At 36.4% G+C, this 26,842-nt stretch carries 20 protein-coding genes; 10 read left to right on the top strand and 10 right to left on the bottom strand.

The features are described 5' to 3' along the window. Window positions 1-122 precede the first annotated feature (122 nt). The 4 genes from bglX to QWT87_RS06275 all read right to left on the bottom strand — a co-directional run bounded on the left by bglX (window position 123) and on the right by QWT87_RS06275 (window position 8,448). A complete protein-coding gene (gene bglX, locus QWT87_RS06290; protein WP_302714865.1) occupies window positions 123-2,345 on the bottom strand; it encodes a beta-glucosidase BglX in 2,223 nt (740 codons plus the stop codon). Window positions 2,346-2,469: 124 nt separating this feature from the next. Continuing rightward, complete coding sequence (locus tag QWT87_RS06285) at window positions 2,470-3,945, bottom strand: glycoside hydrolase family 30 protein (RefSeq protein WP_302714863.1); 1,476 nt, start codon at window positions 3,943-3,945, stop codon at window positions 2,470-2,472. 64 nt (window positions 3,946-4,009) lie between these two features. Beyond that, window positions 4,010-5,530 carry a RagB/SusD family nutrient uptake outer membrane protein gene (locus QWT87_RS06280; protein WP_302714861.1) on the bottom strand — a complete coding sequence of 507 codons (1,521 nt, stop codon included), beginning with the start codon at window positions 5,528-5,530 and terminating at the stop codon, window positions 4,010-4,012. Between the two features lie 11 nt (window positions 5,531-5,541). Continuing rightward, window positions 5,542-8,448 carry a SusC/RagA family TonB-linked outer membrane protein gene (locus QWT87_RS06275; RefSeq protein ID WP_116099546.1) on the bottom strand — a complete coding sequence of 969 codons (2,907 nt, stop codon included), beginning with the start codon at window positions 8,446-8,448 and terminating at the stop codon, window positions 5,542-5,544. 177 nt (window positions 8,449-8,625) lie between these two features. Between QWT87_RS06275 and QWT87_RS06270 the strand changes: the two genes are divergently transcribed. The 5 genes from QWT87_RS06270 to QWT87_RS06250 all read left to right on the top strand — a co-directional run bounded on the left by QWT87_RS06270 (window position 8,626) and on the right by QWT87_RS06250 (window position 14,033). Continuing rightward, window positions 8,626-9,813: an MFS transporter gene (locus QWT87_RS06270; RefSeq protein ID WP_302714858.1), complete on the top strand. Its 1,188-nt coding sequence runs from the start codon at window positions 8,626-8,628 to the stop codon at window positions 9,811-9,813. A 23-nt stretch (window positions 9,814-9,836) separates the two neighbouring features. After that, window positions 9,837-10,625 (top strand): NUDIX hydrolase, encoded by a 789-nt coding sequence (locus QWT87_RS06265; RefSeq protein ID WP_076390384.1) that lies wholly within the window; start codon window positions 9,837-9,839, stop codon window positions 10,623-10,625. A gap of 120 nt (window positions 10,626-10,745) precedes the next feature. After that, window positions 10,746-11,924: an acyl-CoA dehydrogenase family protein gene (locus QWT87_RS06260; protein WP_087709898.1), complete on the top strand. Its 1,179-nt coding sequence runs from the start codon at window positions 10,746-10,748 to the stop codon at window positions 11,922-11,924. 162 nt (window positions 11,925-12,086) lie between these two features. Beyond that, the gene (locus QWT87_RS06255) at window positions 12,087-12,395 is read left to right on the top strand and encodes a hypothetical protein (protein ID WP_302714855.1); all 309 of its coding nucleotides are present in this window, start codon (window positions 12,087-12,089) and stop codon (window positions 12,393-12,395) included. A gap of 69 nt (window positions 12,396-12,464) precedes the next feature. Then, window positions 12,465-14,033, top strand: coding sequence for a T9SS type A sorting domain-containing protein (locus tag QWT87_RS06250; protein WP_302714852.1), 1,569 nt, complete (start codon window positions 12,465-12,467; stop codon window positions 14,031-14,033). Between the two features lie 59 nt (window positions 14,034-14,092). Here the strand turns inward: QWT87_RS06250 and QWT87_RS06245 are convergent, their stop codons facing one another. The 4 genes from QWT87_RS06245 to rsmG form a co-directional block, all read right to left on the bottom strand. Next, window positions 14,093-16,786, bottom strand: coding sequence for a PD-(D/E)XK nuclease family protein (locus tag QWT87_RS06245; RefSeq protein ID WP_302714850.1), 2,694 nt, complete (start codon window positions 16,784-16,786; stop codon window positions 14,093-14,095). After that, window positions 16,783-17,319, bottom strand: a complete 537-nt coding sequence (locus QWT87_RS06240; protein WP_302714848.1) for a DUF922 domain-containing protein — start codon at window positions 17,317-17,319, stop codon at window positions 16,783-16,785. Before QWT87_RS06240 ends, QWT87_RS06245 begins: the two co-directional genes overlap by 4 nt. Before the next feature lie 6 nt (window positions 17,320-17,325). Beyond that, window positions 17,326-17,733, bottom strand: coding sequence for a hypothetical protein (locus QWT87_RS06235; protein ID WP_302714846.1), 408 nt, complete (start codon window positions 17,731-17,733; stop codon window positions 17,326-17,328). A 415-nt stretch (window positions 17,734-18,148) separates the two neighbouring features. Then, window positions 18,149-18,784: a 16S rRNA (guanine(527)-N(7))-methyltransferase RsmG gene (gene rsmG / locus QWT87_RS06230; protein WP_302714844.1), complete on the bottom strand. Its 636-nt coding sequence runs from the start codon at window positions 18,782-18,784 to the stop codon at window positions 18,149-18,151. Window positions 18,785-19,132: 348 nt separating this feature from the next. On the opposite strand from rsmG, the gene QWT87_RS06225 reads away from it, so the two are divergent. The 5 genes from QWT87_RS06225 (at window position 19,133) to QWT87_RS06205 (ending at window position 24,778) form a co-directional block, all read left to right on the top strand. Next, a complete protein-coding gene (locus QWT87_RS06225) occupies window positions 19,133-20,326 on the top strand; it encodes a pyridoxal phosphate-dependent aminotransferase (RefSeq protein ID WP_302714842.1) in 1,194 nt (397 codons plus the stop codon). A 56-nt stretch (window positions 20,327-20,382) separates the two neighbouring features. After that, window positions 20,383-23,322: a M16 family metallopeptidase gene (locus QWT87_RS06220; protein ID WP_302714840.1), complete on the top strand. Its 2,940-nt coding sequence runs from the start codon at window positions 20,383-20,385 to the stop codon at window positions 23,320-23,322. A 148-nt stretch (window positions 23,323-23,470) separates the two neighbouring features. Then, on the top strand, window positions 23,471-24,103 hold the full coding sequence (locus QWT87_RS06215) for a peroxiredoxin (RefSeq protein ID WP_076390398.1): 633 nt from the start codon (window positions 23,471-23,473) through the stop codon (window positions 24,101-24,103). 118 nt (window positions 24,104-24,221) lie between these two features. Further along, window positions 24,222-24,527, top strand: coding sequence for a thioredoxin family protein (locus tag QWT87_RS06210; RefSeq protein WP_087709873.1), 306 nt, complete (start codon window positions 24,222-24,224; stop codon window positions 24,525-24,527). Window positions 24,528-24,529: 2 nt separating this feature from the next. Further along, window positions 24,530-24,778 (top strand): DUF6952 family protein, encoded by a 249-nt coding sequence (locus QWT87_RS06205; protein ID WP_302714837.1) that lies wholly within the window; start codon window positions 24,530-24,532, stop codon window positions 24,776-24,778. Between the two features lie 387 nt (window positions 24,779-25,165). Here QWT87_RS06205 and QWT87_RS06200 read toward each other — a convergent pair whose 3' ends face one another. Further along, on the bottom strand, window positions 25,166-25,852 hold the full coding sequence (locus QWT87_RS06200) for a Bax inhibitor-1/YccA family protein (RefSeq protein WP_302714834.1): 687 nt from the start codon (window positions 25,850-25,852) through the stop codon (window positions 25,166-25,168). Window positions 25,853-25,872: 20 nt separating this feature from the next. Beyond that, window positions 25,873-26,820, bottom strand: a complete 948-nt coding sequence (locus tag QWT87_RS06195; protein ID WP_302714832.1) for a hypothetical protein — start codon at window positions 26,818-26,820, stop codon at window positions 25,873-25,875. Window positions 26,821-26,842 lie beyond the last annotated feature (22 nt).

Genomic DNA, 26,842 nt, shown 5'->3' with positions numbered 1-26,842 from the left:
ATTATGTAGATTCTTTCAGAATGACAAATGTTTTGTTTAATTAATATTTTTATAAAAAACGTTCATTCTTCTACCGCCAAAAGCGGGTTTTATCCCGCTCTTAGTAAGTAAAAAAGTAATATTTATTTTAACCAATTAATTCTTTTTGTCTGAACATTTTTAGAATCGGTTCCGATCATAATATCGAATTCTCCGCCTTCCCAGTCGTAATTAAGCTGATCGTCGTAAAATTTAAGATTTTCAGGAGTTAAACTGAAACTGATGGTTTTCGTCTCACCTTTTTTAATGAAAACTTTCTGGAAACCTTTAAGTTCCTTTACCGGTCTTAGCACTTTTCCGAACAAATCTCTGATGTACAACTGCACCACTTCTTCCCCATCATAATTTCCACTGTTGGTAACATTTACGCTGATGTTTAATGTCTGATTTCCTTTAAGATTATTTGAACTTAAATTCATATCAGAATATTTAAACTGCGTATAACTTAAACCGTAACCAAACGGAAATTTCGGATCATTATCCAGATCAATGTATGCTGAAACATAGTTTCTGTCGGTATTGTTTTTTGCCGGTCTTCCGGTGTTGTAATGATTGTAATAAACAGGAATCTGACCTTCTGTTCTAGGAAAAGTCATCGGAAGTTTTCCGCCCGGATTTACCGCTCCGAAAAGAACATCTGCAATGGAGTTTCCGGCTTCCGTTCCCAGCCACCAAGTATACATGATTGCCGGAATATTGTCTGCTGCCCAATCAAAGACAAGAGGTCTTCCCGCGTTGATCATCAAAACAATCGGTTTTCCTGTTTTAGCAATTTCTTTCAAAAGATCTTCCTGAACACCTGAAAAATGGATGTTGCTTCTGCTTTTTGCTTCACCGCTCATCGCATGACCTTCTCCTAAAGTCATGATCACAACATCTGCTTTTTTCGCTGTTTCCACCGCTTCAGCAAACATGGATCTATCCTGATCATCTACATTTGCGCCTTTTGCATAGAGTAAAGTGGAATTTTTATCCAATTGATTTTTAATTCCGTCAAACTGAGTTACAATTCTTTGGTTATCATCTTTAAAAGCCACCGACCAAAATCCGTGGTTGGCAGAAGTTTCTTTTCCGAAAGGACCAATTAAAGCAACCGTTTTTACAGATCTTGAAAGAGGTAAAATATTTTTCTCATTTTTAAGCAAAACGATGCTTTTTGAGCCAAATTCTCTTCCGAATTTTCTGTTTTCCTGATTGTTGGTCTGTTCCTGCTGTCTTTTTTCACTGCTGAACCGGTAAGGATCGTCAAACAATCCCATCTCGAATTTTTTAACCAAAATTCTTTTCGCCGCATCATCAATCAGCTTCGGATCTACTTTTCCTTCTTTAACTAAATTGGGAAGTTCTGCCATGTAAGCACGGCTTTCCATATCCATGTCGCTTCCTGCATTTATGGCTCTTTCCGCCGCTTCTTTATTGTCTTTTACGTAACCGTGAGGAACCATTTCGCCAATACTTCCCCAGTCTGAAACCACAAAACCTTTATAGTTCCATTTCCCTTTTAATAAATCTCTTAAAATATATTTATTAGCCGTTGCCGGAATTCCGTTGATGTCATTAAAAGAGTTCATGAATGTTGCCACTCCGGCTTCAGCCGCTGCTTTAAAAGGAGGAAGATAGGTTTCGTTCAATTGTCTTAAACTCATATCAACAGAATTGTAGTCTCTTCCGCCCACTGCTGCTCCATACGCTGCAAAATGCTTTGCACAAGCCATAATCGCATCAAGATTTCCAAGACCTTTTCCCTGAAAACCACGGATTCTGGCAAGACCGATCTGGGTTCCCAAATAGGTATCTTCCCCAGAACCTTCCATTACTCTTCCCCATCTCGGATCTCTTGCAATGTCGACCATCGGTGCAAACGTCCAGTGAATTCCATAAGCCGAAGCTTCTGTTGCGGCAATTCTTTCGGATTTTTCAATTAGTTTTAAATCCCAGCTCGCTGCCTGACCTAAATTTACAGGAAAGGTTGTTCGGTATCCGTGAATGACATCCTGTCCGAATAATAAAGGAATTCTCAATCTCGATTTTAAAGCTAATTCCTGAAATTTTCTGGTTTCTTCTGCTCCTGCCACATTAAGCATTGAGCCTACTTTTCCCTGTTTTATTTCATTTAGAACACTTGCAGAATTGGAATTTTGCGGACCTGTTGCGTATTCAAATCCTGAATACTGAACGAGCTGTCCTACTTTTTCTTCTAACGTCATTTTCGACAAAAGTTCTGAAACTTTCTGATCAATTGTCTTTTGTGCGAATGTATTGATTCCAAATGCTGTAACTGCCAATAAGAAATAAACTCTCTTCATTTTAATCTAATTTTAATTATCTGTCCTTTTGTACTATTTTTCTTAACCTGAAGTTCAGGATGAATTTATTTAACAAAGAACAAAAAGTTTTCAATCATTACAAATTTTAACAGATATATTTATCTTAAAAAATATAAGTCGCTGTAGAAATTCCCGGCATACTTACCGAAGCTGTCTTCTGATTATATTTTATGTTGAATGCTTTATCTGTAGAGTTGCTGTTCTGAACAATTAATACCGTCTTTCCTGCCGGAGTTTTAAAAGCCACCGTTGAAAGATTGTCTGCCTGCGTTGAAGCAATTCTCTGAGAGTTTGCCGGAACAAATTTTGAAGCGTGAGCGATAATATAGTATGCTACATTTTTGTCATAACCTGCGCTTCCGTTTACCGTAATTGCCCCTTTACATTGGGTACATCCACCCGGAGTGTGTGGTCCGAATGAAGCATCATTGGCTACATTCCACTCTAAAGCGTTTCTGCTCCAGTTTCTCATGGATCCGATGATAACATTTTTCATGTGCCAGTCCAGATCTCCTGAAAAAGCACCGGTAGAACTTGTCCACTGTTCAGTAAAATAGACGTTTTTATTCGGGAATAGATTATGTACTGTTCCCAAAGCCGAAATATCTCCTGCATACAAATGGAACGCGGATCCGTCTACATAAGGATTTGCCGCTGTATCATTTAAAACAGCTAAAGGATACGCCGGATTGTCGCAATTGTGATCATAAGCTATGATCTTTGTATTAATATTTGCCGTCTGAAAAGCGGGACCTAAATTATTTTTGATAAAAGTTGCCTGATCTCCTGCCGACATATACATACTTGGGTTGTTTCCCGGATGTAAAGGTTCGTTTTGAGGGGTAATAGCATCAATTCTGATTCCCTGAGCCTGCATTGCCTGAATGTATTTTACGAAATACTGAGCATAAACCCCATAATATTCTGGTTTCAGACTTCCTCCCATCGTATTTCCGTTGTCTTTCATCCAAACGGGTGGCGACCATGGTGTTGCTAAAATTTTAATATTCGGATTAATCATCAGAATATCTTTTAGCATCTGGATCAAAGCCTGATCTTTGGTTAGGCCGAATTGAGCCAATGTAGGATCAGTCTGTCCTGTTGGCATATCGTCATACGAAAAAACTTCGCTGTTGAGATCCGAAGCCCCAATGCTGATTCTTAAATAACTTACCCCAATCCCTGAAGCGCTGAACAGATCATTTAACAATTCCTGTTTTTTTGTCGCACTCAGCTGATTGATTACCTGTACGCTTCCTCCTGTAAGCGTATATCCGAATCCATCTATCGTCTGAAACATTTGTGAGCCATCTACTTCAATGGTGGTTCCTGCTGCTGAAGTTCCTGAAAAATAAGAGGTTCCCTGCTGTTGTAGTTTCACCGTCTGATCTCCTTTCGTTAACCACACCTGTACCGGATCTCCGGAATTGTTTCCGCTTCCGTTTCCGTTGTTTCCGGAATTATCTGTATTATTGGATAAATCCGAAGAGGTACTGCTGCAGTTTAAAAAAGAAAGAAGCGCTACACCGCAAAGTGCAGCACTTCTAAGTACGAAACTATATGAATATTGTAATTTCATATCAATTTAATTGTGTGAAGATTATTGAGTTCTACGGAATTCAACTTTGTCGACACTAGGTCTTTTAATATCCAGGATTTTGTTTAAGAACAGTTCCCGTTAACTCAGTAAAAGGAATTGGCAGAATTTCGTTTTTACCTGCTGTAAATCCTTTAAATGCCAATTTGGAAGATGCTTCTCCCCATCTTACCAGATCAAAGAATCTGTGTCCTTCGCCTATAAGTTCTCTTCTTCTCTCATCTTTCACTGCCTGTAAAGTAACCGGAATTGAGGATAAACCCGCTCTTACTCTTACTGCATCAAGCAATAGTTGTGCTCTTGCTCCTGTACCATTTAATGCTTCCGCTTCCATAAGATAGGTATCTGCCAATCTGATAAGAATATAATTCTGACGATAGTTCAGTTCTGCCGGTCCAGGCAATGTTGTTTTTTCATCCTGTGTAGGCATATACTTATTTAAGAAATATCCGGAATCCATGTATGCAGGAGAGTAATTTGCTTTCCCTTGTTGTTTCAACAATTTTACATTTAAAATAGAAGCGTCCATTCTTGGGTCTCCCTGCATAAAAGTGAAAAGATTTTCTGTTACGGTATTAAAAGCCCAACCTGCAACAACATCAGGAGCTGTAGGAGATAATCTGCTGTAGCCTCGCGGAGCAGTCATCACGCAGATAGAGTTTCCTTCATCTCTGCCCTGTCCCCAAAAGCCCCAGTCTGAGCTTCCTTGATTGGTGTGCATTACTTCAAGAATAGATTCTGTGGTAAATTTATTATCTGTAACCCAAAGGTCAGCAAAATTAGAGACAAGTTTATAACCATAGGTATTTGACCCTCCCGGAGTTCCGTTTACATCAGCAAATTGTGCAGCAGCTTCTGTTTTCTTATTTTCATATAAATAAACTTTCCCTAGCAATGCTTTTGCGGCTCCCTGAGTAAGTCTGCCTCTTTCGGTTCCGCTTACTGTAGCAGGTAAATTAGGAATAGCAGCTAACAAATCTGATTCTATCTGTGTGTATACTTCGGATGGAGCAGCCTGTGGAATATTATAGTAATCATCTGAAGCTTTAATTTCTTTTAAAATTAAGGGAACATTTTTAAATGTTCTTACAAGATCAAAATAATATAATGCTCTTAATGCTTTTGCTTCTGCCGTAAATCTGCTTTTTACCGCATCACTCATATTAGCCTGAGGAATTTTTTCAATAAGAACATTAGCTCTGGAAATTCCCTGATAATAATCTCTCCAGTAACTTGCAGGCATGATATTCGGATTGATCTGGAAGTTTGAGAACCCCTGAATTCCGGCACCATCTGTAGAGCTTCCACCTCCAGCGTAGAAATCATCGGAACCTGCATTGAAAAAAGTGACCATATTTTCAAATCCGCCCGCATATTTTCTCAGGACATCGTAAGTGCCTATAAGGGCAAAGAAACACTCCTGCTCATTTCTGAAAAAGTTGTTTGTATCGAAAGCACCTTTGTATTCTACATCTTCAAGATTAGAATTGTTACAAGCCACATTTACCAAGCCTGTTCCTAAAAGTAATGATACTGCTACGGATATTTTGTATATTTTGTTTTTCATTTTTAAAATTTTTAGAATGTAATATTAGCTCCAAAGATAAAAGTTCTGGCTTGTGGATAATAGGCTCTGTCTATTCCGAAACTATCTCCTGCTGCAATTTCAGGATCATATCCTGTATACTTCGTAAATGTAAACAAGTTTTCTCCGGTTACATAAAGTCTAAGTTTATTAACGCCGAAATTTTGCGTAGCAGATTGTGGCAATGTATATCCTAATTGTACAAGCTTAATTCTTACATAATCTCCTTTCTGCAAATAATAATTTGACATCCAGGTGTAATTATGGTTAGTATCATTAACAGTAACTCTAGGTGTAGTATTGGAAGTGCCTTCTCCCGTCCATCTGTCTAAAATAGCGGTCTGATAATTTGCATTTAATAAATCCAATCTTCTAAGTCCCTGAAAAATTTTGTTTCCAGCCTGTCCCTGAGCAAAAACCATTAAATCCCAGTTTTTGTAGTTAAGGTTTACGGTCATCCCGAAAGTAAATTTAGGAACAGAATTACCAAGATTTACTTTATCTGCATCTGTAATAACGCCGTCTCCGTTGGTATCTGCCCAAATAAAATCTCCGGGTTTTGCATTTGGAAGAATCATTTGTCCGTTTGCATTTACGTAAGAATTAATTTGTGCCTGATTCTGGAAAATTCCCAAAGTATTATATCCGTAAAAAGATCCGTATGACTCTCCGACCTGAAGTCTGGAAACTGGTCCCATAGACTGGAATCCTGGACCATCGATATAATCTCTTCCGCGTTCAAGTCTTGTAACCGTATTTTTAAGATAAGCAAAATTCCCATTTACAGAAACTCCCCAATCTGACCAGTTTTTTTTATATCCAAGCTCCACTTCTACCCCTTCATTTTCCATATCTCCAATATTAGCAGTAGGAGCGTTCGTTACTCCTACGTATCCGGGAATAAATATTTTTCTTAAGATATCTGAAGTCTTTTTCTTGTAGTAATCTACAGTTAAATTAAAATTATTTAAAAACTTAATATCCGCAGCGAAGTTCATCTGTGATGTTGTCTCCCATTTAAGATCAGGGTTTGCTAACGTGTTTGGATAGTATCCGGGCAATATTATTTCATTTCCGGTACTGTCATATCCTGTATAGTTTGCACCAGAAACATAGAAGCTGGCAAACTGGAAATCATCTATTCCGTCATTTCCTAAAATACCGTATCCTCCACGCAGTTTCAATGTATTAATAATTTTATTTTCCGGCCAGAAGTTTTCGTTATTCACATTCCATCCTAATGAGAATGCAGGGAACGTTCCCCAGTGCTGATTGGCTCCGAATTTAGATGAACCATCTCTTCTCACGGTTCCTGTTAATAAATATTTATTATCATAATCATAAACAACTCTTCCGAAGTAAGATACTTTATGTGTATTGATGTAATCCCATGCACTTACAGTTTGATTGGCTCTTCCCACATCGAAGTTGAATGAAGCATCTTCCCAATTCGAAATGGGTAATTTACTGTGAGTAACACTTTGCCCCAATCCTATATTATATTCATAGTATCCGTTACCTGCCAATAAATTCAAATTATGCTTACCAAATCTTTTCTGATAGTTAAGCGTGTTTTCTAAACTCCATTCAAACTTTTCCTGAGTTGTTCTGCTGAGACTGTTTACACCCAGATTACTGTAATTTGCATTCAAATAATAAAGAGGTGTAAAATTCCAGCTTCCCCAATAAGCTTTTTTACCGTTGATAGAAGATTTAAAGGTTAAATCTTTTGTGATCTTTACTTCCGCAAAGATATTGGCAATGAAATCATCCGACCATCCATGATTTCCCAACTGGGTATATTTAAAAGCTAAAGGATTTGACATCTCATTCTGAACAAGACTTGAAATGCCGTAAGGAATACCATCTTGATTTCTTACCACAAAAGGTCTCGCTGCAGCAGGAACTGCTGACAAATCAGGATTTAAAATTGGAGTCGTTGGATCCAAGTTTACTGCAGAACTCAAAGGACCTCCAAATTCTCCATTTGAGTTGATTCCCTGAGATTTTGTATGGGTATAAGCAAACGTCTGTCCTAAAGTAAGCCAGTCTGTAACTTTATGAGTGGAGTTTAATCTAGCGGTTAATCTTTTATAATAAGAAATATCACTCATTACGATACCGGTCTGATCATAATATCCGAATGAACCATAAAAGGTAGATTTTTCGTTTCCTCCACTAATACTTACTTCATGGTTGGATCTTTCACCTGTATTGAATATAACATCCTGCCAGTTTGTTCCCTCACCAAGAGATTGTGGATTTGCAAATTTCGGAGTCTGTCCTGCATTTACATACGCTTCATTAAGAATTGTTGCATACTGAGTTGCGTTTAACAGATCCAGCTTTCTTGATGCATGACCGAAACCATAAAACCCGTTATAGCTAAGATTCAATCTTCCTTTTTTACCTTTTTTTGTAGTTACTAAAATAACTCCTCTTGCAGCAGAAACTCCATAGATTGCAGATGAAGCTCCATCTTTCAGAACTTCGATATTTTCAATATCAGATTGGTTTAGCCAACCAATTCCATCTACCACAATTCCATCTACAACCCACAACGGATCATTACTTGCTCCAAAACTGGTAATTCCTCGTACACGAATTGTTGCACTGGATCCCGGTTGACCGGAGTTGGAAATTACGTTAACACCTGCGGCTCTACCCTGAAGAACCTGCTCCGGTTTTCCGGCAGGGATCGCTTCGATGTCACTTGCTTTGATACTCGAGATGGCTCCCGTCACATTACTCTTTTTCTGAGTACCGTAACCAATCATGACTACTTCCTCAATTTTCTGTTCTTTTGGAAGGGTGTCGGTCTTTGTGTTTTGGGCAGTGAAATTAGCAGTGAAATACAGCACCGCAACCATGCCTAAACTTCTAGATATTCTTACATTCATATACAGTTAGTTTTTTAATTCTCAAATTGAGACAATAAAAATATATTTTTTTTTAATTATTTAACATTTTATTAATAACTATTTTAATATTTCCTGTATTTTTGGGCATTTGAAGGCATAAATTTTTCTTCAAAATCTATAAATATTTCCAAAAAACAGATAAAATCAATCCCCAAAATGACGACCAAGCACTCCAAAATTTCACTTCCGCTCAAGCTTACATTTCTAATTTTCTCCATGGTGCTAAACTGCATGGGCATTGTAATTCTTCAACTTTCGGAAGCCCAAATCACCTATGATAAGCTTGGTTTTTTAGAGTCTTTTAAAGATCTTCCCATTGCTTTTATTTCACTTTTTGCTGTTAATTTTATCAGCAAAACCGGAACAAAAAAATCCTTAATTTTAGCTTTAACAATTGTTGGGATATGCTCTCTTATTTTACCTTTCGTAGAAGTATTCTGGTTTTATAAAGTATGGTTTGCCATCATCGGAGCGTGTTTCGCGATCGGAAAAATCTGCGTTTTCGGAATCATCAGAAACAATATTTCGGATGAAAAATCTTTAGCCAAAACCATGAATAGTGTAGAAGCCTCCTTCATGATCGGAATCTTCGTGGTTAATATCGGGTTTGGGTGGGTCATTTCCAGTCAGTTTTCAGAATTCTGGAAATTCGGATTTTTATCCATTTCTGTATTATCGGCAATAACGATCTTTTTATTTTCAAAACTACCAGTTTCAGAACCTGAAAACATGGAGAATGAAAATATTTTTAAGGAAGTTGCAGGAATTGCCAATCCATTATTAATCACATTTTTAGCAGTTGTTTTTTCTATTGTTTTTGTAGAGCAAAGCTTTAATTCATGGCTGCCTTCTTTTTATAAAAACCATTTAAAGGTCAATTCTTTCTTTGCGCTTCAGGCATCTTCGTTTTTAGCTCTGTTTTCTTATATTGGAAGAACAGTTACGGCTAATGTTATCCAGAGATTTTCTTTGCCGAAATATTATATTCTGTGCTTATCATCCATTGTTATAGTGCTTTTAATCATTATCGGAATACAATTTTCAGGAATGGACGATTCTAAGATCCTGCTGTTTCTCTTCCCTGTTATCGGATTGTTTTTATCTCCGCTTTATCCGGTCATCAATTCTAAGATGATTGCCAAAATCGATAAGTCGAAAGCCAATGTTTTCACCTCGCTGATTGTTATTTTTTCATCATTGGGAAGCTCTGTAAGTTCGATCATCATGTCGGTTTTATTCGGAAATCAGCTTCTGAATTACTATTCTGTGTATATTTTATCTGCTGTTATTCTGTTGTTTACAATTAGTTTAATTTATTTTAGATTTGCAGATAAAAAAATTTAGAAAATAATTTTATTTTTACTCCCATGAAAATCAAGAACGAAAAAAGCAAGGAAACACTTCAGGAACTTATTGATACAAAAGATTTTGTAGCACACGTATCTGTAGACTGCACGATATTTGGTTTTCATAACAATATCCTGAAGGTTTTACTCTTAAAATACCATGACCTCGATTTGTGGTCTCTTCCCGGCGGTTTCGTCTTTAATGATGAAGATCTTCGCGAAGCGGCGGAACGTGTTTTATACGAAAGAACACATCTTCAGAATATTTTCCTGAAACAGTTTCATACTTTTGGAAGAATCGACAGGACGGAAAATAATGTTCACCAGATTTTGCTTAAAAACAAAGGCGTTGAAGTGCCTAAAGATCACTGGATCTTCCAGCGTTTCATTACGGTAGGATACTGCAGTCTGATTGATTTTTCGATGGCAAATACCTTTCCGGATGCTTTTAATGAAAGCTGCGAATGGTTTGAGGTAGACAAACTGCCCAAAATGGCATTTGACCACGACAGAATTATCGAAACCGGACTGGAATATCTCAGAATGAACATCAATACCGAAGTAGCGGCGAGTAATCTTCTTCCTGAAAAATTCACCATGAAAGATCTGCAATGTCTGTATGAAACAATTTTAGGCGAAAAATTCAGAAGGAACAATTTTCAGCGTAAAATTTTAAGTCTTAATATTTTAGACCGCCTCGAAAAACTGTACGACGGTTCTGCCAATAAAGCTCCGTATTTGTACAAGTTTAAAACCAGAATCTACAATCCGACAAACCAGTACCCTATTTCAAACGAAGCGGAAAATTAATTTTTGATGTTTTGTATTTAAACTTAAGTTTAAATATCTAAAAATCAGCAGATAAAAGTCATTTAAAAAAAATTTCTCTGAAATAGTGAAAAGTCTTATTTTTAGGAAAATTAAAATATAATGTCATATTATTCCCTTACGAGCATTCCCGATTATTACGGGATCGATGCTTTACTTACTGAAGAACATAAACTTATCCGACAGTCTGTAAGAGACTGGGTGGAAAGTTTTGTAATGCCACAGATTGATCATGCAGCCCAAAACCACACCGACATCCCGAATCTGATGAAAGAACTGGGACAGATTGGAGCTTTAGGACCTTATATTCCGGTTGAATACGGCGGTTCCGGACTGGATCAGATTTCTTACGGTCTGATTATGCAGGAGCTTGAAAGAGGTGATTCTGCGGTACGTTCTGCTGCTTCTGTGCAGAGTTCTCTGGTAATGTTCCCTATTAATGAATTCGGTTCGGAAGAACAGAAAAGAAAATATTTACCCAAATTAGCTGCCGGAGAAATGATCGGTTCTTTCGGTTTAACAGAGCCAAACCACGGTTCCGATCCGGGTTCCATGGAAACGCATTTTAAAGACATGGGAGATCATTATCTTCTGAATGGGGCTAAAATGTGGATCACCAACTCTCCTCTTTGCGATATTGCCGTAGTCTGGGCGAAAAACGAAGAAGGAAAAGTTCAGGGACTGATTGTTGAAAGAGGAATGGAAGGTTTTACAACGCCCGAAACTCACAATAAATGGAGCTTAAGAGCTTCAAAAACAGGAGAATTGGTCTTTAATGATGTAAAAGTTCCGAAAGAAAATCTTCTTCCGGGAGTAACAGGACTAAAAGGACCTTTATCTTGTTTAAATTCAGCGAGATATGGTATTTCATGGGGGGTAATCGGAGCAGCTATTGATTGCTACTGCACTGCTGTTCAGTATTCTAAAGAAAGAAAGCAGTTTGGAAAACCTATCGGATCTTATCAGTTGCAACAGAAGAAATTAGCTGAATTCTTAACGGAAATCACTAAAGCTCAGTTACTTTGTCTTCAGTTAGGAAATCTTAAGAATGATCATAAAGCAACTCCTGCCCAGATTTCCATGGCAAAAAGAAACAACGTGAAAATGGCGATTGATATTGCAAGAGAATCCCGTCAGATTCTTGGAGGTATGGGAATTATGGGTGAATTCCCTATGATGCGCCACGCCGCAAACCTAGAATCTGTGATTACTTATGAAGGAACGCACGACGTTCATTTATTGATTACAGGTCTTGATATTACAGGAATTAACGCCTTCTAAGAGAGCAAATTTTGTAATAAAATAATACAGAGTCTGACCAGTTTTTGGTCAGACTTTTTCTTGTAAAAAAAATTGATATTCACTGAATAATTATTGATATGATAAAATTACCACTGTTTTATTTTAAAATTCTAACTTAAACATCAATAAAAATTGACAATAATGAAAAAATCAATTACTCTTTTTCTGGGACTTACTGCTTCCTTTTATTTTGCACAACAAGCCGGAGACATTTTCAGTGTTGAACCAAAACTTGATCTTACTCCGCAAGCGGTGGCGGGTTTTATCTCAAACAATCTTGGCGAACAGAATTCTCCTGATTTTATAAATTATCTCAACAGTTTTAATGTCGGATTAAAAGCCTATAAAATAACATATTATACAAAAAACGAGAAAAATAATCTCGTAAAAGCAACCGGACTTCTGATGTATCCAAAAGCGAACTACAAGCTTTCTACGGTAGTTCCGTGATCCGAAACTACCGACAGCCGTCAAAATGTACCTTCCAATCTTAAAGGAGTTCCGTATGCAGGATTTGTAGTGGAGCTTTCCTATGTCCTGAACGGATATATTTTAATGGCTCCCGATTATGTAGGGATGGGAAGCGGAGACGGAGTTCATCCCTATGTACACTATCCTACCGAAGCTTCTGCGACCATTGATTTTGTAACAGCAGCCAACAAAGTTCTTGCCCAGCAAAATGTGAAACGCTACGACGAGTATTTTTTAACAGGTTATTCGCAGGGCGCTCATGCAGCAATGTCCACATTAAAGAAATTGAGCATTTCGAATCCTAACAATCTGAATTTCAAATATGCTTATATGGGAGACGGACCGTATGATTTTTCGGGCGTTACTTTACAGAAAGGGGTTCTGGAAAAAGATGTTTACCCTTTTACTTCTTTTATCGCCAATATTGTTAATACCTGTAATAAAACAGGTTACCAAATGTACAACAGCAGTATTTCGGAAGTAATCTCTTCAGAATATCTGGATCGCTACAATTATCATGTTGTTCAGGATAACGGAGGTCTGCTTTGGGGACCTTTGGTGTGGAGAACACTTTTTACCAATAATTTCGTAAATGATGTTACGAATAACCAGAATAACAAATTGAGACAATGTCTGAAATCAAATGACGTGTACGACTGGTATAATAAAACACCCATGACTTTAGGACATTCTACGGTTGATCTCGCCATTCATCCGGATAATACTTCTAAAACCATTGAGGTTCAGAGAGGTTATTATTCGTGGTGGGATCTGAATAAATACAAACTGGAGGCATTTTATTGGGGACCTTTAGGACATATCGGAGGAATTGTGCCTTTTGTTCTAGCATCCAATGCCAAATTTAATACTTTAAGAAGCGGCGGACTTTTCAATGAATGGGCGATGCTGACTTCTAAACAAGTACAAAATAGTCAGCCCACAATCAGCGCTCTTTATACTTCCCAGATAAAACCTGATCTTCAGAATATGGAACTTCTTGAAATCACAGATTTTAACAAGGAAAAGGCTGAACGAAAAACGGTGAGCAACAACAATTTAGCTTCCTTACAGGATGGAGTGTATTTATTAAAAGTCTCTGAAAATAATTCGGAAAAACTCATTCCGTACATTAAAAACAGTCCGGAAACGGTAGAAGAAAAAGATATTGTAAAATCTGAGCTCAACAATATTCTGAATTTAAAAATCAATCAGGAAGAACTTTTAGCTGTCAATATTTTTGATGACAATAAAAATCTTATCAAGTCGGTTTCTCAGGAACAGTATATTAAAGACGGAGGAATAAATCTCAATACTATTGATTCTCAAAATCTTACTTTTGAAATTACTACCCGTTTCTATAATTTACAGTTTAAAAAACAAATCAGTGAAGTGAAAACGGAAGATGTTGTTTCTGTTATTGCTCAGAATAATCAGATTATTGTAAAAGCTAAAAACGGTATTAAAAATATCAGTATTTACAGCATTTCAGGAGATTTAATCCAGAATCAGGAAGTAAACAGCTCTCAATTCGAATCAACTAACATCAAAACAGGAATTTACGTGGTTCAGGTAATTCAGAACGACGGAAAAGCTTTCAATAAAAAAGTGAAATTATAGTAATTTTCTTCATACAATCCTTCATCGTAATGAGTGCATCCGTTTCGGATGCATTCTTTTTATGCAGAATAAGGTTTTATATTTTCGATAAATGCAAGATCCGGATTCAGAATTTCTTCGATCAGGCTTTTAATGGATTTCATGGCATCATCAATATCTCCTTTGTCAAACTGAAGAGAAACAACGCCTTTTTTAGCTTCGGCAAAACTCCAGATTCCCGTCTCAATCGGAAGTCCCCAAAACTCAGGAAGATTTTGTACAACGTACTGATAAATGCACAACTGCAAAGCCTGTTTTCGGTCGTTGTTATGGAAATATTCGTCTACATTGGATTCGTCGATTTTTACGATAAGATTTTTGATCTTTGCCGTTTTATAATCGATAATTCTCAACGTTCCGTTAAGCCGGTCGATTCTGTCGATGAAACCGAAAAAAGAAACTTTATCTTTTTCATCAAGATAAAAATCTACATTTTCAAAACGTTTTTCAATGTCTAAAATTTCCAGTACGTTTCCGCTTTTTACCAGTTCCAAATCATGATTTAAAATATTTTCAATTACTTTTTTAGCAATGGCTTTATGAATGAAATTCATACCTTTTTCATAAAATTCCGGCTGATGTTTCAGCTTTTCAATAGCGACTTCTATATATTGATCTATTGCTTTAACTGATTCTTTTAAATCATTTTCTTTTAATATTTTACCTTTTAATACTTCATAAATTTCTTGAAGGGTATAATGCACCAGATTTCCGTAATTCTTTACAGAAAGTTCCTCTTCAATTTCATCACTTTCAGAAGTATTTAAAATCTTGGAAAGATAAAAATCAATCGGATTGTACAGATAACTTGTAAGGTGAGAAGCCGAAACTTTTTCCTTCCATTTTTCCAACCGCTGAAGAACAATTTCGGTTTTTGAAATTTCGATAGGCTGCGTAATAATCGGCTCGGAAGAATTTTCAATGATGAGATGTTCGATATTGTGAGAGCTTTCCATTTCGATCTGGGTGATGAAACGGCTTTTTTCTCCCGTATTCACTCCGGAACTTAGGGCATTAAACAATAAATGTACATTTTTAGAATCCTGAATCAACCGGTAAAAATGATAGGCATAAATACTGTCGTTTTCCAAAAAAGTGTGAAGATCAAAAAATCTTCTGATATCAAAAGGAATATACGTATTTTGTGAATTTCCGAGCGGTAATTTCCCTTCGTTTACAGAAAGCATAATCACATTTTCGAAATTCAGGAGACGGGTTTCCAAAAGTCCCATAATCTGCAACCCCCTCAAAGGTTCCCCTTGAAAATCAATACTTTCTGAATTAATATGCTGATTAATCAGAATTTCCAGCGTTTCCATTTTAATTTCAAACTGATAAGGAGACAACTGATTTTTGATAATTCTGAAAGCATTTTCGAAATGAGAAACGTTTTCGTACTGAATATCATCAATTTCCAGCCATTTGATCTGCTTACAGAATTCAATTAAAGAATCTAAATAAACACTTGTAGAATCTGCTTTTTTCAATAAATTATAGTATGAAAGTTCATGTAACATTTCGTGAAAAAGCTTTTTGGAAATGTAAACGATATTGCGTTCTTCGATTTTCGCTTTAAAATTATTGATCACCAGTTCATCTTCAGCAGATTTCGGCAACTCTTCCAGAATCGGGAAAATATCGCGGTAATAGTACGAAGATTTGTTTTTCTCGAGTTGTTTCTGAAGATAAAAAAGCTGTTTTACGGCATTCGAAAAAGAAAGATTTTTCAGAGGAAAACCCATTGTTATATTCAGATTGGGAACGCCGTGCATTACATCCAGACTTGCAGGAAGCAGATTTTCATCCAGCAAAACCACCGCAGTGTCGGAATAGGTTTTATTTTCTATTTCTTTGAAGATTTCCGGTAAAATTTTCGTCTGGGTAATATTTCCTGAAACTTCGTAAACTTTTATGTTTTTGGGCTGATTAAAGTCGTCTTCAATCCATTGAAAAATACGGTGATCATCAAATTCCTTCCACGTTTTATGGTTTCTTAAAAACTTTCCGGCCTCCTGTCTTTCATCATCAAAATAATAATGATCTGCCTGAAAAAAGCACTGTCCTTTGTCCCATTGCAGAAGACTTCTTACGAGCTTCTCTTCCGCCGGAGTAAAGGCATTGAAGCCGCAGAACACGAATTTTTCACTGGTATTTTTGGCAAATTCATCAATCTTTGCTTTTGCCGCTTCGTTGATCATTCCGGAAGTTGCCCAGTTTTTCTCCTTCAGTTTTTTCTTGAGAACGGGAAGAAAGACATTCATGTTTTTCCAGAAATTAAGGAATTTTTTTCGCGGTCCTTCATCGTCTTCTCCCAAATCCTGCGCCCATTCTTTAATCCGTTCTTCATCAAACATATACTGTAAAACGGCTTCATCACTTTCGGAGAATTTCAGGATGTCGTCCCAGTCTTTCTGCAACGTGGGAAACCATTTCAGAAATTCTGCAAAATCGTCATTCGGAATCAGATTTAAGCTTTTATAAACATCGAAAGCGAAAAGCCAGAGTGCAATTCCCTGAATCTGCTGTTTATCGGCAATTTTATCAATCAGTTCTTCAATTGTAAAAAAGTTCGGCAAAAATCCGGAGTAATTATTTTCCTCAAGAATTCGTCTGATGAAAACAATGGGACGTTTTCCGGGCAGAACGATGTTAAATTCAGATAAATCGGAATTCTGGGTTAATAATTCACTGATGATTTTATTGAGAAATTTCAAGAGGTTTTATAGTTTTTGTAATTTTCCAGTTGTTCAGCAATAATACGGTTGTATTCCGCCTGCTTTTCCTCTACCATTCCGTTCCTTGTTTCGCCGTCATAAGTTTTCTGGAAATCCTGATATTCTTTGAGGATTGTATTGTAAATGGTTTTAAAATACCTGTCGAAATCAGCTCCGTTTTTAATCTTTTCCGAAACTTCTTTTCTCAGTTTGCGGGCAAAAACTTCGGCAACATCAAAATGTTTCTGCTCATGAAGCAGCACATAATCATTGATTCTTTTAACGTCTTTCCATGATTGGTATTCGTTAAAAATCGTCTGAATCGTAATTTTCACCGGAGCTTTCGGGTTTGAAGATTTTACGTAAGAATACGTCCAGCCGCAGTTGGTATACGCAACGACATTATCTCCACGCTGGTTATTGACTTTGCTTTTAAAATTGCTCCAATTCAATTTTTTTCCCTCTTCCCACTTTATTTTCTGACCGAATAGAATATTGGAAATCAGAAAACAAGCCACAAAAACTCCTTTCATTTATTTTTATTGAACTACTATTGTTTTGGTGATCCAGTTGTTGCCACCATTCCAGAATTTAAAAGTATACGTACCAATCTGTTGCGGACTGAAATTGATCTGATTGGCAGAAGTGTATATTTTTTCCGTACACGGTCCGTTCGTAATGTATTTATAAGCCGTAACGGTTCTGGTTAAATTATCATTATGCACATAATCATATCCATAAAAACCCTGACAATGAGAAGGATAAGTAGAATAAGTCTTAATACTCTGAACTGAAAAAACATCCATCGTATCATTAACAATCCTTACACTGTCAATTTTAATTTTGTCAACAGATTCTATGGTGTTATAGTCATCATCATCGTTACAAGATGTAAAAAATAATCCTAAAACTAATGCAGAAAACCCAAAATGGAGAAACTTTTTCATAGCTACAAAATTTAGATTATTATTAAAAAATATCAGAATTTATTATTTAACAAAATGTGTTTAAACTTTTTGATTATCCGTTATATTAATCATATTGCTTTTTAACGCAAAGAATCGCTAAGATTCTTTTATATACCAACTGCTTTTAAGTTCGCAAAGGTACTTCGATAAACTCAGCATAAACTATTCACTCAGCAAAGAACTCAAAGGTTTTTCAATGATAATAAATTACGGACATTCATTAAACGTTTTATTTAAAGTTAATAATTATAAATAAAAAAGATCACAATAGTTTTTAAAAATCTTTGATTTTTATTCTTTTGGGAGCTTTAGATATTTTAATGTCGCATTGTGCTGATCTTTTGTGACTTTTGCGGTTAATTTTCAAATTTGTTTAAACAAGCTAAATACAAAATTAAGAATTAAAATTACCTTTAGAAAGATACACTACTTTTTTTGTATCGTAAAATTCTTCGTCAAAATAACTTTTCAGGCTGAAAATTTCACATTTCAGTCCGGCAAGTTCTTCAGCAAGATCCCCTCCTTTCAGATACAGAACACCATTATGCTTTGTATTAAATTGCTCTTTCTCGAATTTACCTTTCAGCCATCTTAAAAATTCCGGCATCTGTGTTACGGCACGGCTTACTACAAAATGGAATTTTTCCTTTAATTTTTCCGCTCTTCCGTGGATTGCGGTTACATTTTTTAATCCGGCTCCTTCTGCAACAGCATTTACCACCGTTATTTTCTTTCCGATAGAATCAATCAGGGTAAAATGCGTTTCGGGAAACAAAATTGCAAGAGGAATTCCGGGAAAACCACCGCCTGTTCCAATGTCCAAAACTTTTGTTCCGGGAGCAAATTCCATCACTTTTGCAATTCCCAAAGAATGTAAAATATGCTTTTCGTACAGAGATTCCATATCTTTTCTTGAGATCACATTGATTTTTTCATTCCATTCATGATATAAAACCTCCAGTTTACTGAACTGATCAATCTGTGTCTCTGTAAGATCCGGAAAGTATTTTAGTAGTAACGTTGTAGACATATAAATTATTATAAACGGCAAAAATAAGTTTTTTATCAGCTTTATTCAAATTATCAAAACCAAGATTTACCTTTCAACTGATCATTAATTAATCCTTTTCGATATAATTGTTGGTTCTTTTCTGTAATTTTGAAATTTTCTCATCCGGTTTTCCGGGATTGATGGATGACTGATTGATTCTTATTTCTACACGGATTCTGTTCATGAAGGAGCAAAACTATTTTTACTTTAAACAATTAACTGAATAAGTAATAAAACGCCAACGCAGACAAAAAAAGCTTACTCCGGCTGTATTTTAATTTCTGAAGAAATACTTTTTATTATATTTGTTAAAATAGAAATAATTACATGGAGAAACTTTCAGATAGAGTACAAAGACTTGGTTACTCACAAACTTTTGTTATGTCGAATAAGGCTAGAGAAATGAAAGCCAGCGGAATAGATGTTATAAGCCTTACTTTAGGGGAACCCGATTTCGATGTTCCGGACAATATCAAACAGGCTGCTTTCGATGCCATTAACCAAAATTACAGTCACTACTCTCCTGTTCCCGGATTTTTAGAACTTCGTGAAGCGATTGCTCACAAATTAAAACGAGATAATAATTTAGAATATAAACCAACGCAGATCTGCGTTTCCAACGGTGCAAAACAGGCGATTTTAAATGTGCTGGCTGCTCTTCTTAACGATGGAGATGAAGTAATTCTTCCGAATCCTTACTGGGTAAGCTATGATGAAATGGTAAAAATGATGGGCGGAGTTTCTGTGATGCTTCCGACTTCGTATGTAACAGATTTTAAAATTACAGCAGAACAGCTTGAAGAAGCCATTACAGATAAAACGAAGGCTGTCCTGTTCAGCTCACCCTGCAACCCTTCAGGCGGATATTACACGTATGATGAACTGAAATCTCTGGCTAAAGTGATTGCCAAATATCCTCACGTAACGGTAATTTCAGACGAAATCTACGAATTCATCAACTACGAAACGAAAACAACGTCGATTGCCCAGTTTCCTGAAGTTTACGAACAGACTGCCGTTATCAACGGGATGTCTAAAGCGTTCGCGATGACAGGATGGAGAATCGGTTATTCTGCGTGTCCGGAATGGCTGGCTAAAGCGTGTGAAAAAATCCAGGGACAAATGACGAGCGGAGCGAATACCATGGCTCAGAGAGCGTCTATCACAGCTTTACAGGCTGATCCTTCAGAGTATAAATATATGATTGATGCTTTCAAAAAAAGAAGAGATCTGGTTTATGATTTAATTAAAGAAATCCCCGGTTTTAAAGTAGTTTTGCCTAAAGCAGCGTTTTATTTCTTCCCGGATGTATCACATTACATCGGAAAAACATTAGACGGAACAGAAATTAAAGATTCTGATGATTTTGCGATGTTCCTTCTTGAAAATGCTCATGTAGGATGCGTTGGCGGAGTTTCTTTCGGAAGTCCTGAATGCATCAGATTCTCTTATGCGGCTTCGGAGGAAAATCTAAAAGAAGCCATGAGAAGAATTAAAGATTTACTGGATAAATTTAACTAAGAATAATTTAAGCATTTTTTTAAATAATAATCAAACATATTCCAACATCAATTAACATGAATTTTTTAAAGAGAATCACCATTGTAACCAGTATTGCAGCAGCAAGTTACTGCGGATACGCTTACGGACAGGATTTCCAGTGGAAAGAAGCACAGTCGAATGGCTACACCTATAAATATGTAACCAACGACCCTACCTCAGCAAGATATTACACGCTGAAAAACGGATTAACCGTTATTCTGAGCCCAACGAAAAAAGATCCAAGAATCCAGACTTTTATTGCAACGAAAGCAGGAAGCAAAACCGATCCGGCAGATCATACCGGTTTGGCGCATTATCTGGAGCATATGCTTTTTAAAGGGACTGATCAATTCGGATCTAAAGACTGGGCAAAAGAAAAGCCGCTTCTTGACCAGATTGATGCTCTTTACGAAAAATACAATTCTACAACGGACGAAGCAAAGAGAAAGGAAATTTATAAAGAAATCGATAAAGTTTCGGGAGAAGCAGCAAAATATGCCATCGCCAACGAATACGACAAAATGATGTCGGGAATAGGCGCAGACGGAACCAACGCTTTTACTTCGTACGAACAGACAGTTTACACGGAAGACATTCCTGCAAATGTAACGGATAAATTTTTAGCATTACAGGCAGAACGTTTCAGACAGCCGATTTTAAGACTTTTCCATACAGAATTGGAAGCGGTTTATGAAGAAAAAAACAGAGGTCTGGATAATGACGGAAGAAAGGTTCTGGAATCTATGTTTGCCGCAATGTTCCCGAATAACAATTACGGAAAGCAAACGACCATCGGAACGATTGAACACCTGAAAAATCCTTCACTAAAAGCGATCAGAGAATACTATAACAATTATTACGTTCCGAATAATATGGGGATCATCATGTCGGGAGATTTTAATCCTGATGAAATGATTGCCAAGATCGACAAAGCATTTTCTTATATGAAAAACAAACCGGTTCCGGCATACAATCCGGGACAGGAAAGTCCGATTATGGCTCCAATTACCCGGGAAGTTTACGGCCCGAATCCTGAAAACATCATGATCGGATTCCGTTTTCCGGGTGCTACGACAAAAGATGCAAGAATGCTGAATTTCATCGGAAGTATGCTTACGAACGGACAAGCAGGATTAATTGACCTTGATCTTGTTAAAAAGCAGAAATTACTGGGTGCTTATGCGTTTCCGTATGTTCTGAAAGATTATTCGGCGCTTTTGTTACAGGGAAATCCTACGGAAGGACAGTCTTTGGATGATGTGAAGAATTTATTGCTTCAGGAAATCGACAAGCTAAGAAAGGGAGAATTTTCTGATGATCTGATCCAGTCGATCGTGAATAATGAGAAGAAAAATGTAATCCAGAAGTATGAAAAATATACCTCAAGAGCAGAATCTCTGATGGATGAATTCACTTCCGAAGTAGACCATAAAACCCAGCTTCAGTATATTGAAGAAATTTCAAAGCTTACTAAAAAAGATATTATGGATTTCGCATCTAAATATCTTAAAGACAATAATTATGTTGCGGTTTACAAAAGAAAAGGAGAAGACAAAAACATCGTAAAAGTAGACAAACCTACGATTACTCCGGTTTCCGTAAACAGAGAAGACCAGTCGCCGTTCCTGAAAAAGATCGACGAAATGCCGGAAGCTCCGATTTCTCCGGTATGGCTGAATTTTGAAAAAGATATTGCCAAAAGCAAAGTAAAATCGGTGGATGTACTTTCTGTAAAAAATACAGACAATGATCTTTTCAGATTATATTATTATTTCGATGCCGGAAAATGGAATAACAAAATTCTTCCTTTAGCAGCAGAATATCTGCAATATTTAGGAACAAAAAATAAATCTTCGGAAGACATCAGTAAAGAATTTTACAAACTGGCTTCAAGTTTCAATGTAAGCGCAGGAAATGAAGAAACCTACGTTACACTGGAAGGTCTAAATGAAAATTTTGATAAAACGGCGGCTCTGTTTGAAGATTTAATTAAAAACTGTGTGGCAGATCAGAAAGCTTTGGATTCTTATAAAGTGAGGCTGAAAAAATCAAGAGCCAATGCGAAACAGAACAAAGGTTCTATCATGAGCGGATTGAGAAGCTATGCACAATACGGTCCTCAAAACCCATTCAATAATGTATTGAGCGATGCCGAACTGGATGCCTTAAAAGCAGAAGATTTAGTGAATGTATTGCATGATTTATTCAACTTCAAGCATAAAATTCTTCATTACGGTCCGAAATCAGCCAACGAAGTTGCTTCTTCTTTAACGCTGATTCATAAAGTTCCGGCTTCGCTGAAAGATATGCCGAAGTCTAAAACATTTACCCAGATTCCTACGGATAAGAATAAAGTATTGTTTGCCCATTACGATATGGTACAGGCAGAAATTTTCTGGGTAAGAAACAGCGATCCTTATAATGTAAGCATTACTCCGACCGTGAATTTGTTCAATAATTATTTCGGCGGCGGAATGGGTTCTGTAGTTTTCCAGACGATCAGGGAATCTAAAGCTTTGGCTTATTCTACCTATTCTTACTTCTCGCTTCCGGGCAAAAAAGAGGATAAAGATATGATTATGGCTTATGTGGGAACTCAGGCAGATAAATTCAATGAATCTACCACAGCGATGAATGAGCTTCTGACAACGCTTCCGAAATCTGATCAGTTATTTGAAACGGCAAAAAGCGGACTGAAGAAAACGATTGCCTCCGAAAGAATTACGCAGGACGGAATTATCTTTACGTATCTAAGAGCCCAGAAGCTTGGAAATAATACGGATATCCGAAAGAATACTTACGAACAGGCTCCAAAACTGACGTTTGCAGATATCAACAGTTTCCACGACAAGGAAATGAAAGGTAAAAGCTACACCTACTGTCTCGTTGCTTCGCAGGATAAAGTAAGTGAAGCCGATATGCAGAAACTCGGTGAAGTGAAGAAATTGAATTTGACTGAGATTTTTGGTTATTAATAATGAAAAAGCCTTGAAATTCAGGGCTTTTTTATTTCTATCAGATCAAAAATAATTATAGATTTTATTTATCGAAATCAAATTGTTCGATAGACGAAATATTTCTATATTTGCACCTGAAAATTTAAAATAAAAAAACAGGAAAATTATGTCTTTAGTAGGAAAAAAATTCCCGAATGTAACAGTAGATGCAATGTCTGAAATGGGTGATGATCTTAGAATCAACATCTTCCAGGAAGCTACAGAAAACCAACAGAAAGTTCTTTTATTCTGGTACCCGAAAGATTTCACTTTTGTTTGCCCGACTGAGCTTCACGCTTTTCAGGAAGCTTTACCTGAATTTGAAAAAAGAAACACTAAAGTAATCGGTGCTTCTTGCGATACCAACGAAGTACACTTCGCATGGTTAAATGTTTCAAAAGACAACGGAGGTATTGAAGGCGTTACTTACCCGCTTTTAGCAGATACTCACAGACAGTTGGCTAACATTTTAGGAATTGTAGATCAGGATTTCGAATACAATGACGAAGGTGAAGAAGTTTTCACAGGTTCTAATGTTACGTACAGAGCAACTTACCTTATCGACGAGACCGGGAAAATTTTCCACGAGTCTGTAAACGATATGCCTCTTGGTAGAAATGTAAAAGAATATTTAAGATTAATCGACGCTTATACGCACGTACAGAAGCACGGTGAAGTTTGCCCTGCAAACTGGGAAGAAGGAAAAGAAGCGATGAAAGCAGACAGAACTTCTACTGCAGAGTATTTAGCGAAAAACTAAGATAATGTGCTAATTTGAAAATGAGATAATTTGAAAATTGATCACATTGATTATTTAAGAATTATCTCATTTTCTATTTTTCAGCATTTTCAAATTAATAAATTTTCAAATTAAAATTATGTATACAGAATTAACAGAAGATACGCTTCAGAATATTGTAAGCGAAAATGAAAAGGTTGTAGTACAGTACGGTGCAACATGGTGCGGAAACTGCAGAATCATGAAGCCGAAATTCAAAAAACTGGCGTCTGAAAACGAAAACATTCCTTTCCTTTACGTAGATGCAGAAAAATTACCGGAAAGCAGAAAATTGGCAACGGTGGATAATCTTCCGACTTTTGCAATCTTCAGAAACGGTGAATTGGTGAATCAGGTACAGTCTAATCAGGCAGAAAGTTTAATTAATTTATTCAACGAATTGTAATCATGAAGTTACCGATCATCAGACAGTTTTATCAGAGCCAGACTCCTGAAAATCTTGAAAAAACGTTAGAAGTTTTAGAAAGCTTCACAGAATTCCGAGGAACTACCGAAGAAGATATGAACGTTGCAGGAGAATTGATTACGAATATCTGCGGAGCTCTGGAAGTTCACGCCAACGTACAAAACGGAATGAGCGAAAAAGATGCTTTAAATTCTTTTGCTCAGAAGGTTTTAGGATCGATTGACAGATAATTTTAAACACGATTGCTTTTATTTAAACACGAATTTCACAAATATTCTTTCACGAATAAACACGAATATTTTTAAAAATTGTGTCATTAGTGCTCAAATTAGTGCCATTTGTGTTTTAGTTCAAACACGAATTTCACAAATATTCTTCCACGAATAAGCACTAATATTTTTAAAAATTGTGGCATTTGCGATAAAATTAGTGCCGTTTGTGTTTTAGTTCAAACACGAATTTCACAAATGTGTTTTCACGAATAAGCACAAATATTTTTAAAAACAGTGTCATTAGTGCTCAAATTAGTGCCATTTGTGTTTAGAAACAAACCAAAAATAAAATCCCGATGAAAAGACATCAGGATTTTTTGGGTTTATAAAATTTCTCTTATTGAATTAGCTTCTTCTGCTCATTAAAATTCTCAAAATATACCAGAACAAAAGCATAATAGAAGCAAAAAGCTGTAAAGAAGCTCCAACATACTGATCTGTCGTGTAAGAATCTTTCAGTTTGCTTGTCTGATACAAAATCGTTGCAGAAGCCAGAATTACCATTCCTACCGAAAACCAAAGTCCAAGATCGAATCCGAAAATCATTCCGCCAACGATTAATCCCAGAGAAATAAATCCTCCGATTACAATAATATTTCTAAGGAAAGAAAAATCTCTTTTCGAAGTAAACGCTACAAAAGAAATCCCTGCAAACATCGCGATGGTTAACATTGCTGCCTGATAAATGATTGATCCGCCAACATTCGCTACTGCAATGTAGATCATCGGCATAAAAATTAACGCTTCAAGCAAAATATAAAATCCCAATCCCATATACTGGACTGATCTGCTTTGCGAAAGAGACCATTTATTCGCCAATACAGAAGCCAGCCAAAATACTCCGATAATTAATAACCAGACATATCTTCCACCAAACATTAACCCAATAACTTCAGGCGGAACGGTTTTTAACAATACGGTTTCCACTCCAATAAAAGCAAGAATCGCCAAAGCAACGTGCAAATACGTTTTTTTATAAAATTCTGCCTTTTCAACTTCTTTGGCATATGCCACTAAAACATCTGTCATCATAGTTTTTATTTTTTAATATGTTACTCTAATCTTTTCATAGGTTTTATTCCTATAATTTTTCCGCTATCCTCAAAAAGAACGGTGATCATTTCTTTGGGAGGAGAAACGTCTTCTTTATATTTAAACTGAACCATCGGATATTGGCTTCCGTCATTAACCAACTGAAACCCCGTCATAAAAACATCAATCTGCTTATCAAAATGAATGTTTTCAGCTAAAGTTTTAAGCATATCATCCGTTGTGGAACCGGCAATTTTTTCTGAAAGTAAATCTCTTGCTCCGGCAAAATCAGAAGTTTTAAGCTTTTCAATAAATTTTAGAAATTCAATAGTATATAAACTTACCTTCTCTTTTCCTAACGCATTTCCATCATCTTCTTTTCGCTCATTTTTTACATACAATCTAATTTTATGTCCGGGAACTGTAGCCATCATTCCTTGTCTTTCATAATATTCCGAAAGATCAATATAGGCAAAGATATTTATACTGTCTTTAATCTTCCATTCATCACTTCGGTGGAGTCCTTCTTTGGAATTAAGGAGATTGAGATTATTCAAATTTCCTTTCTGATGGCTTTTGCCATATTTTTTCGAAACCTCGCTGATAAGCTCTTCATATTTCTTTATCATGGCTTTATTAAAGCTCACAGGTTTCTTCACATTTTCGCCTTTATTAAAATTGTAAACATCCCATTCATAAAGAATTTCCGCAATAACAGAATCGGTTTTATAGGCTTTATAAAATACCCGAAGATTTGGGATTTCCTTTTCTTTTCTTTCAAAAATAACAGGCTGAAGAACGGGCTCGAAAGAAATATACTCTTCATCTGTCTTAACAATTTTGCTTCCTAATTTATTCTCCAACTGAACAAAATCATTGAGCTTTTTGCCTTGAATATCAGTCTGAATTATATTTTGAGAATAACAAAACTGGCTGATCAGGAGAATCCCTAACATTTTAATTTTCATCGTGTTTTATCAAAAATTTTCT

The sequence above is a fragment of the Chryseobacterium urinae genome (assembly GCF_030518295.1).
Lineage (GTDB): Bacteria > Bacteroidota > Bacteroidia > Flavobacteriales > Weeksellaceae > Chryseobacterium > Chryseobacterium mucoviscidosis.
Note: the sequence above shows the minus strand (reverse complement) of the source record. Positions and strands in the feature narration are given on the sequence as shown.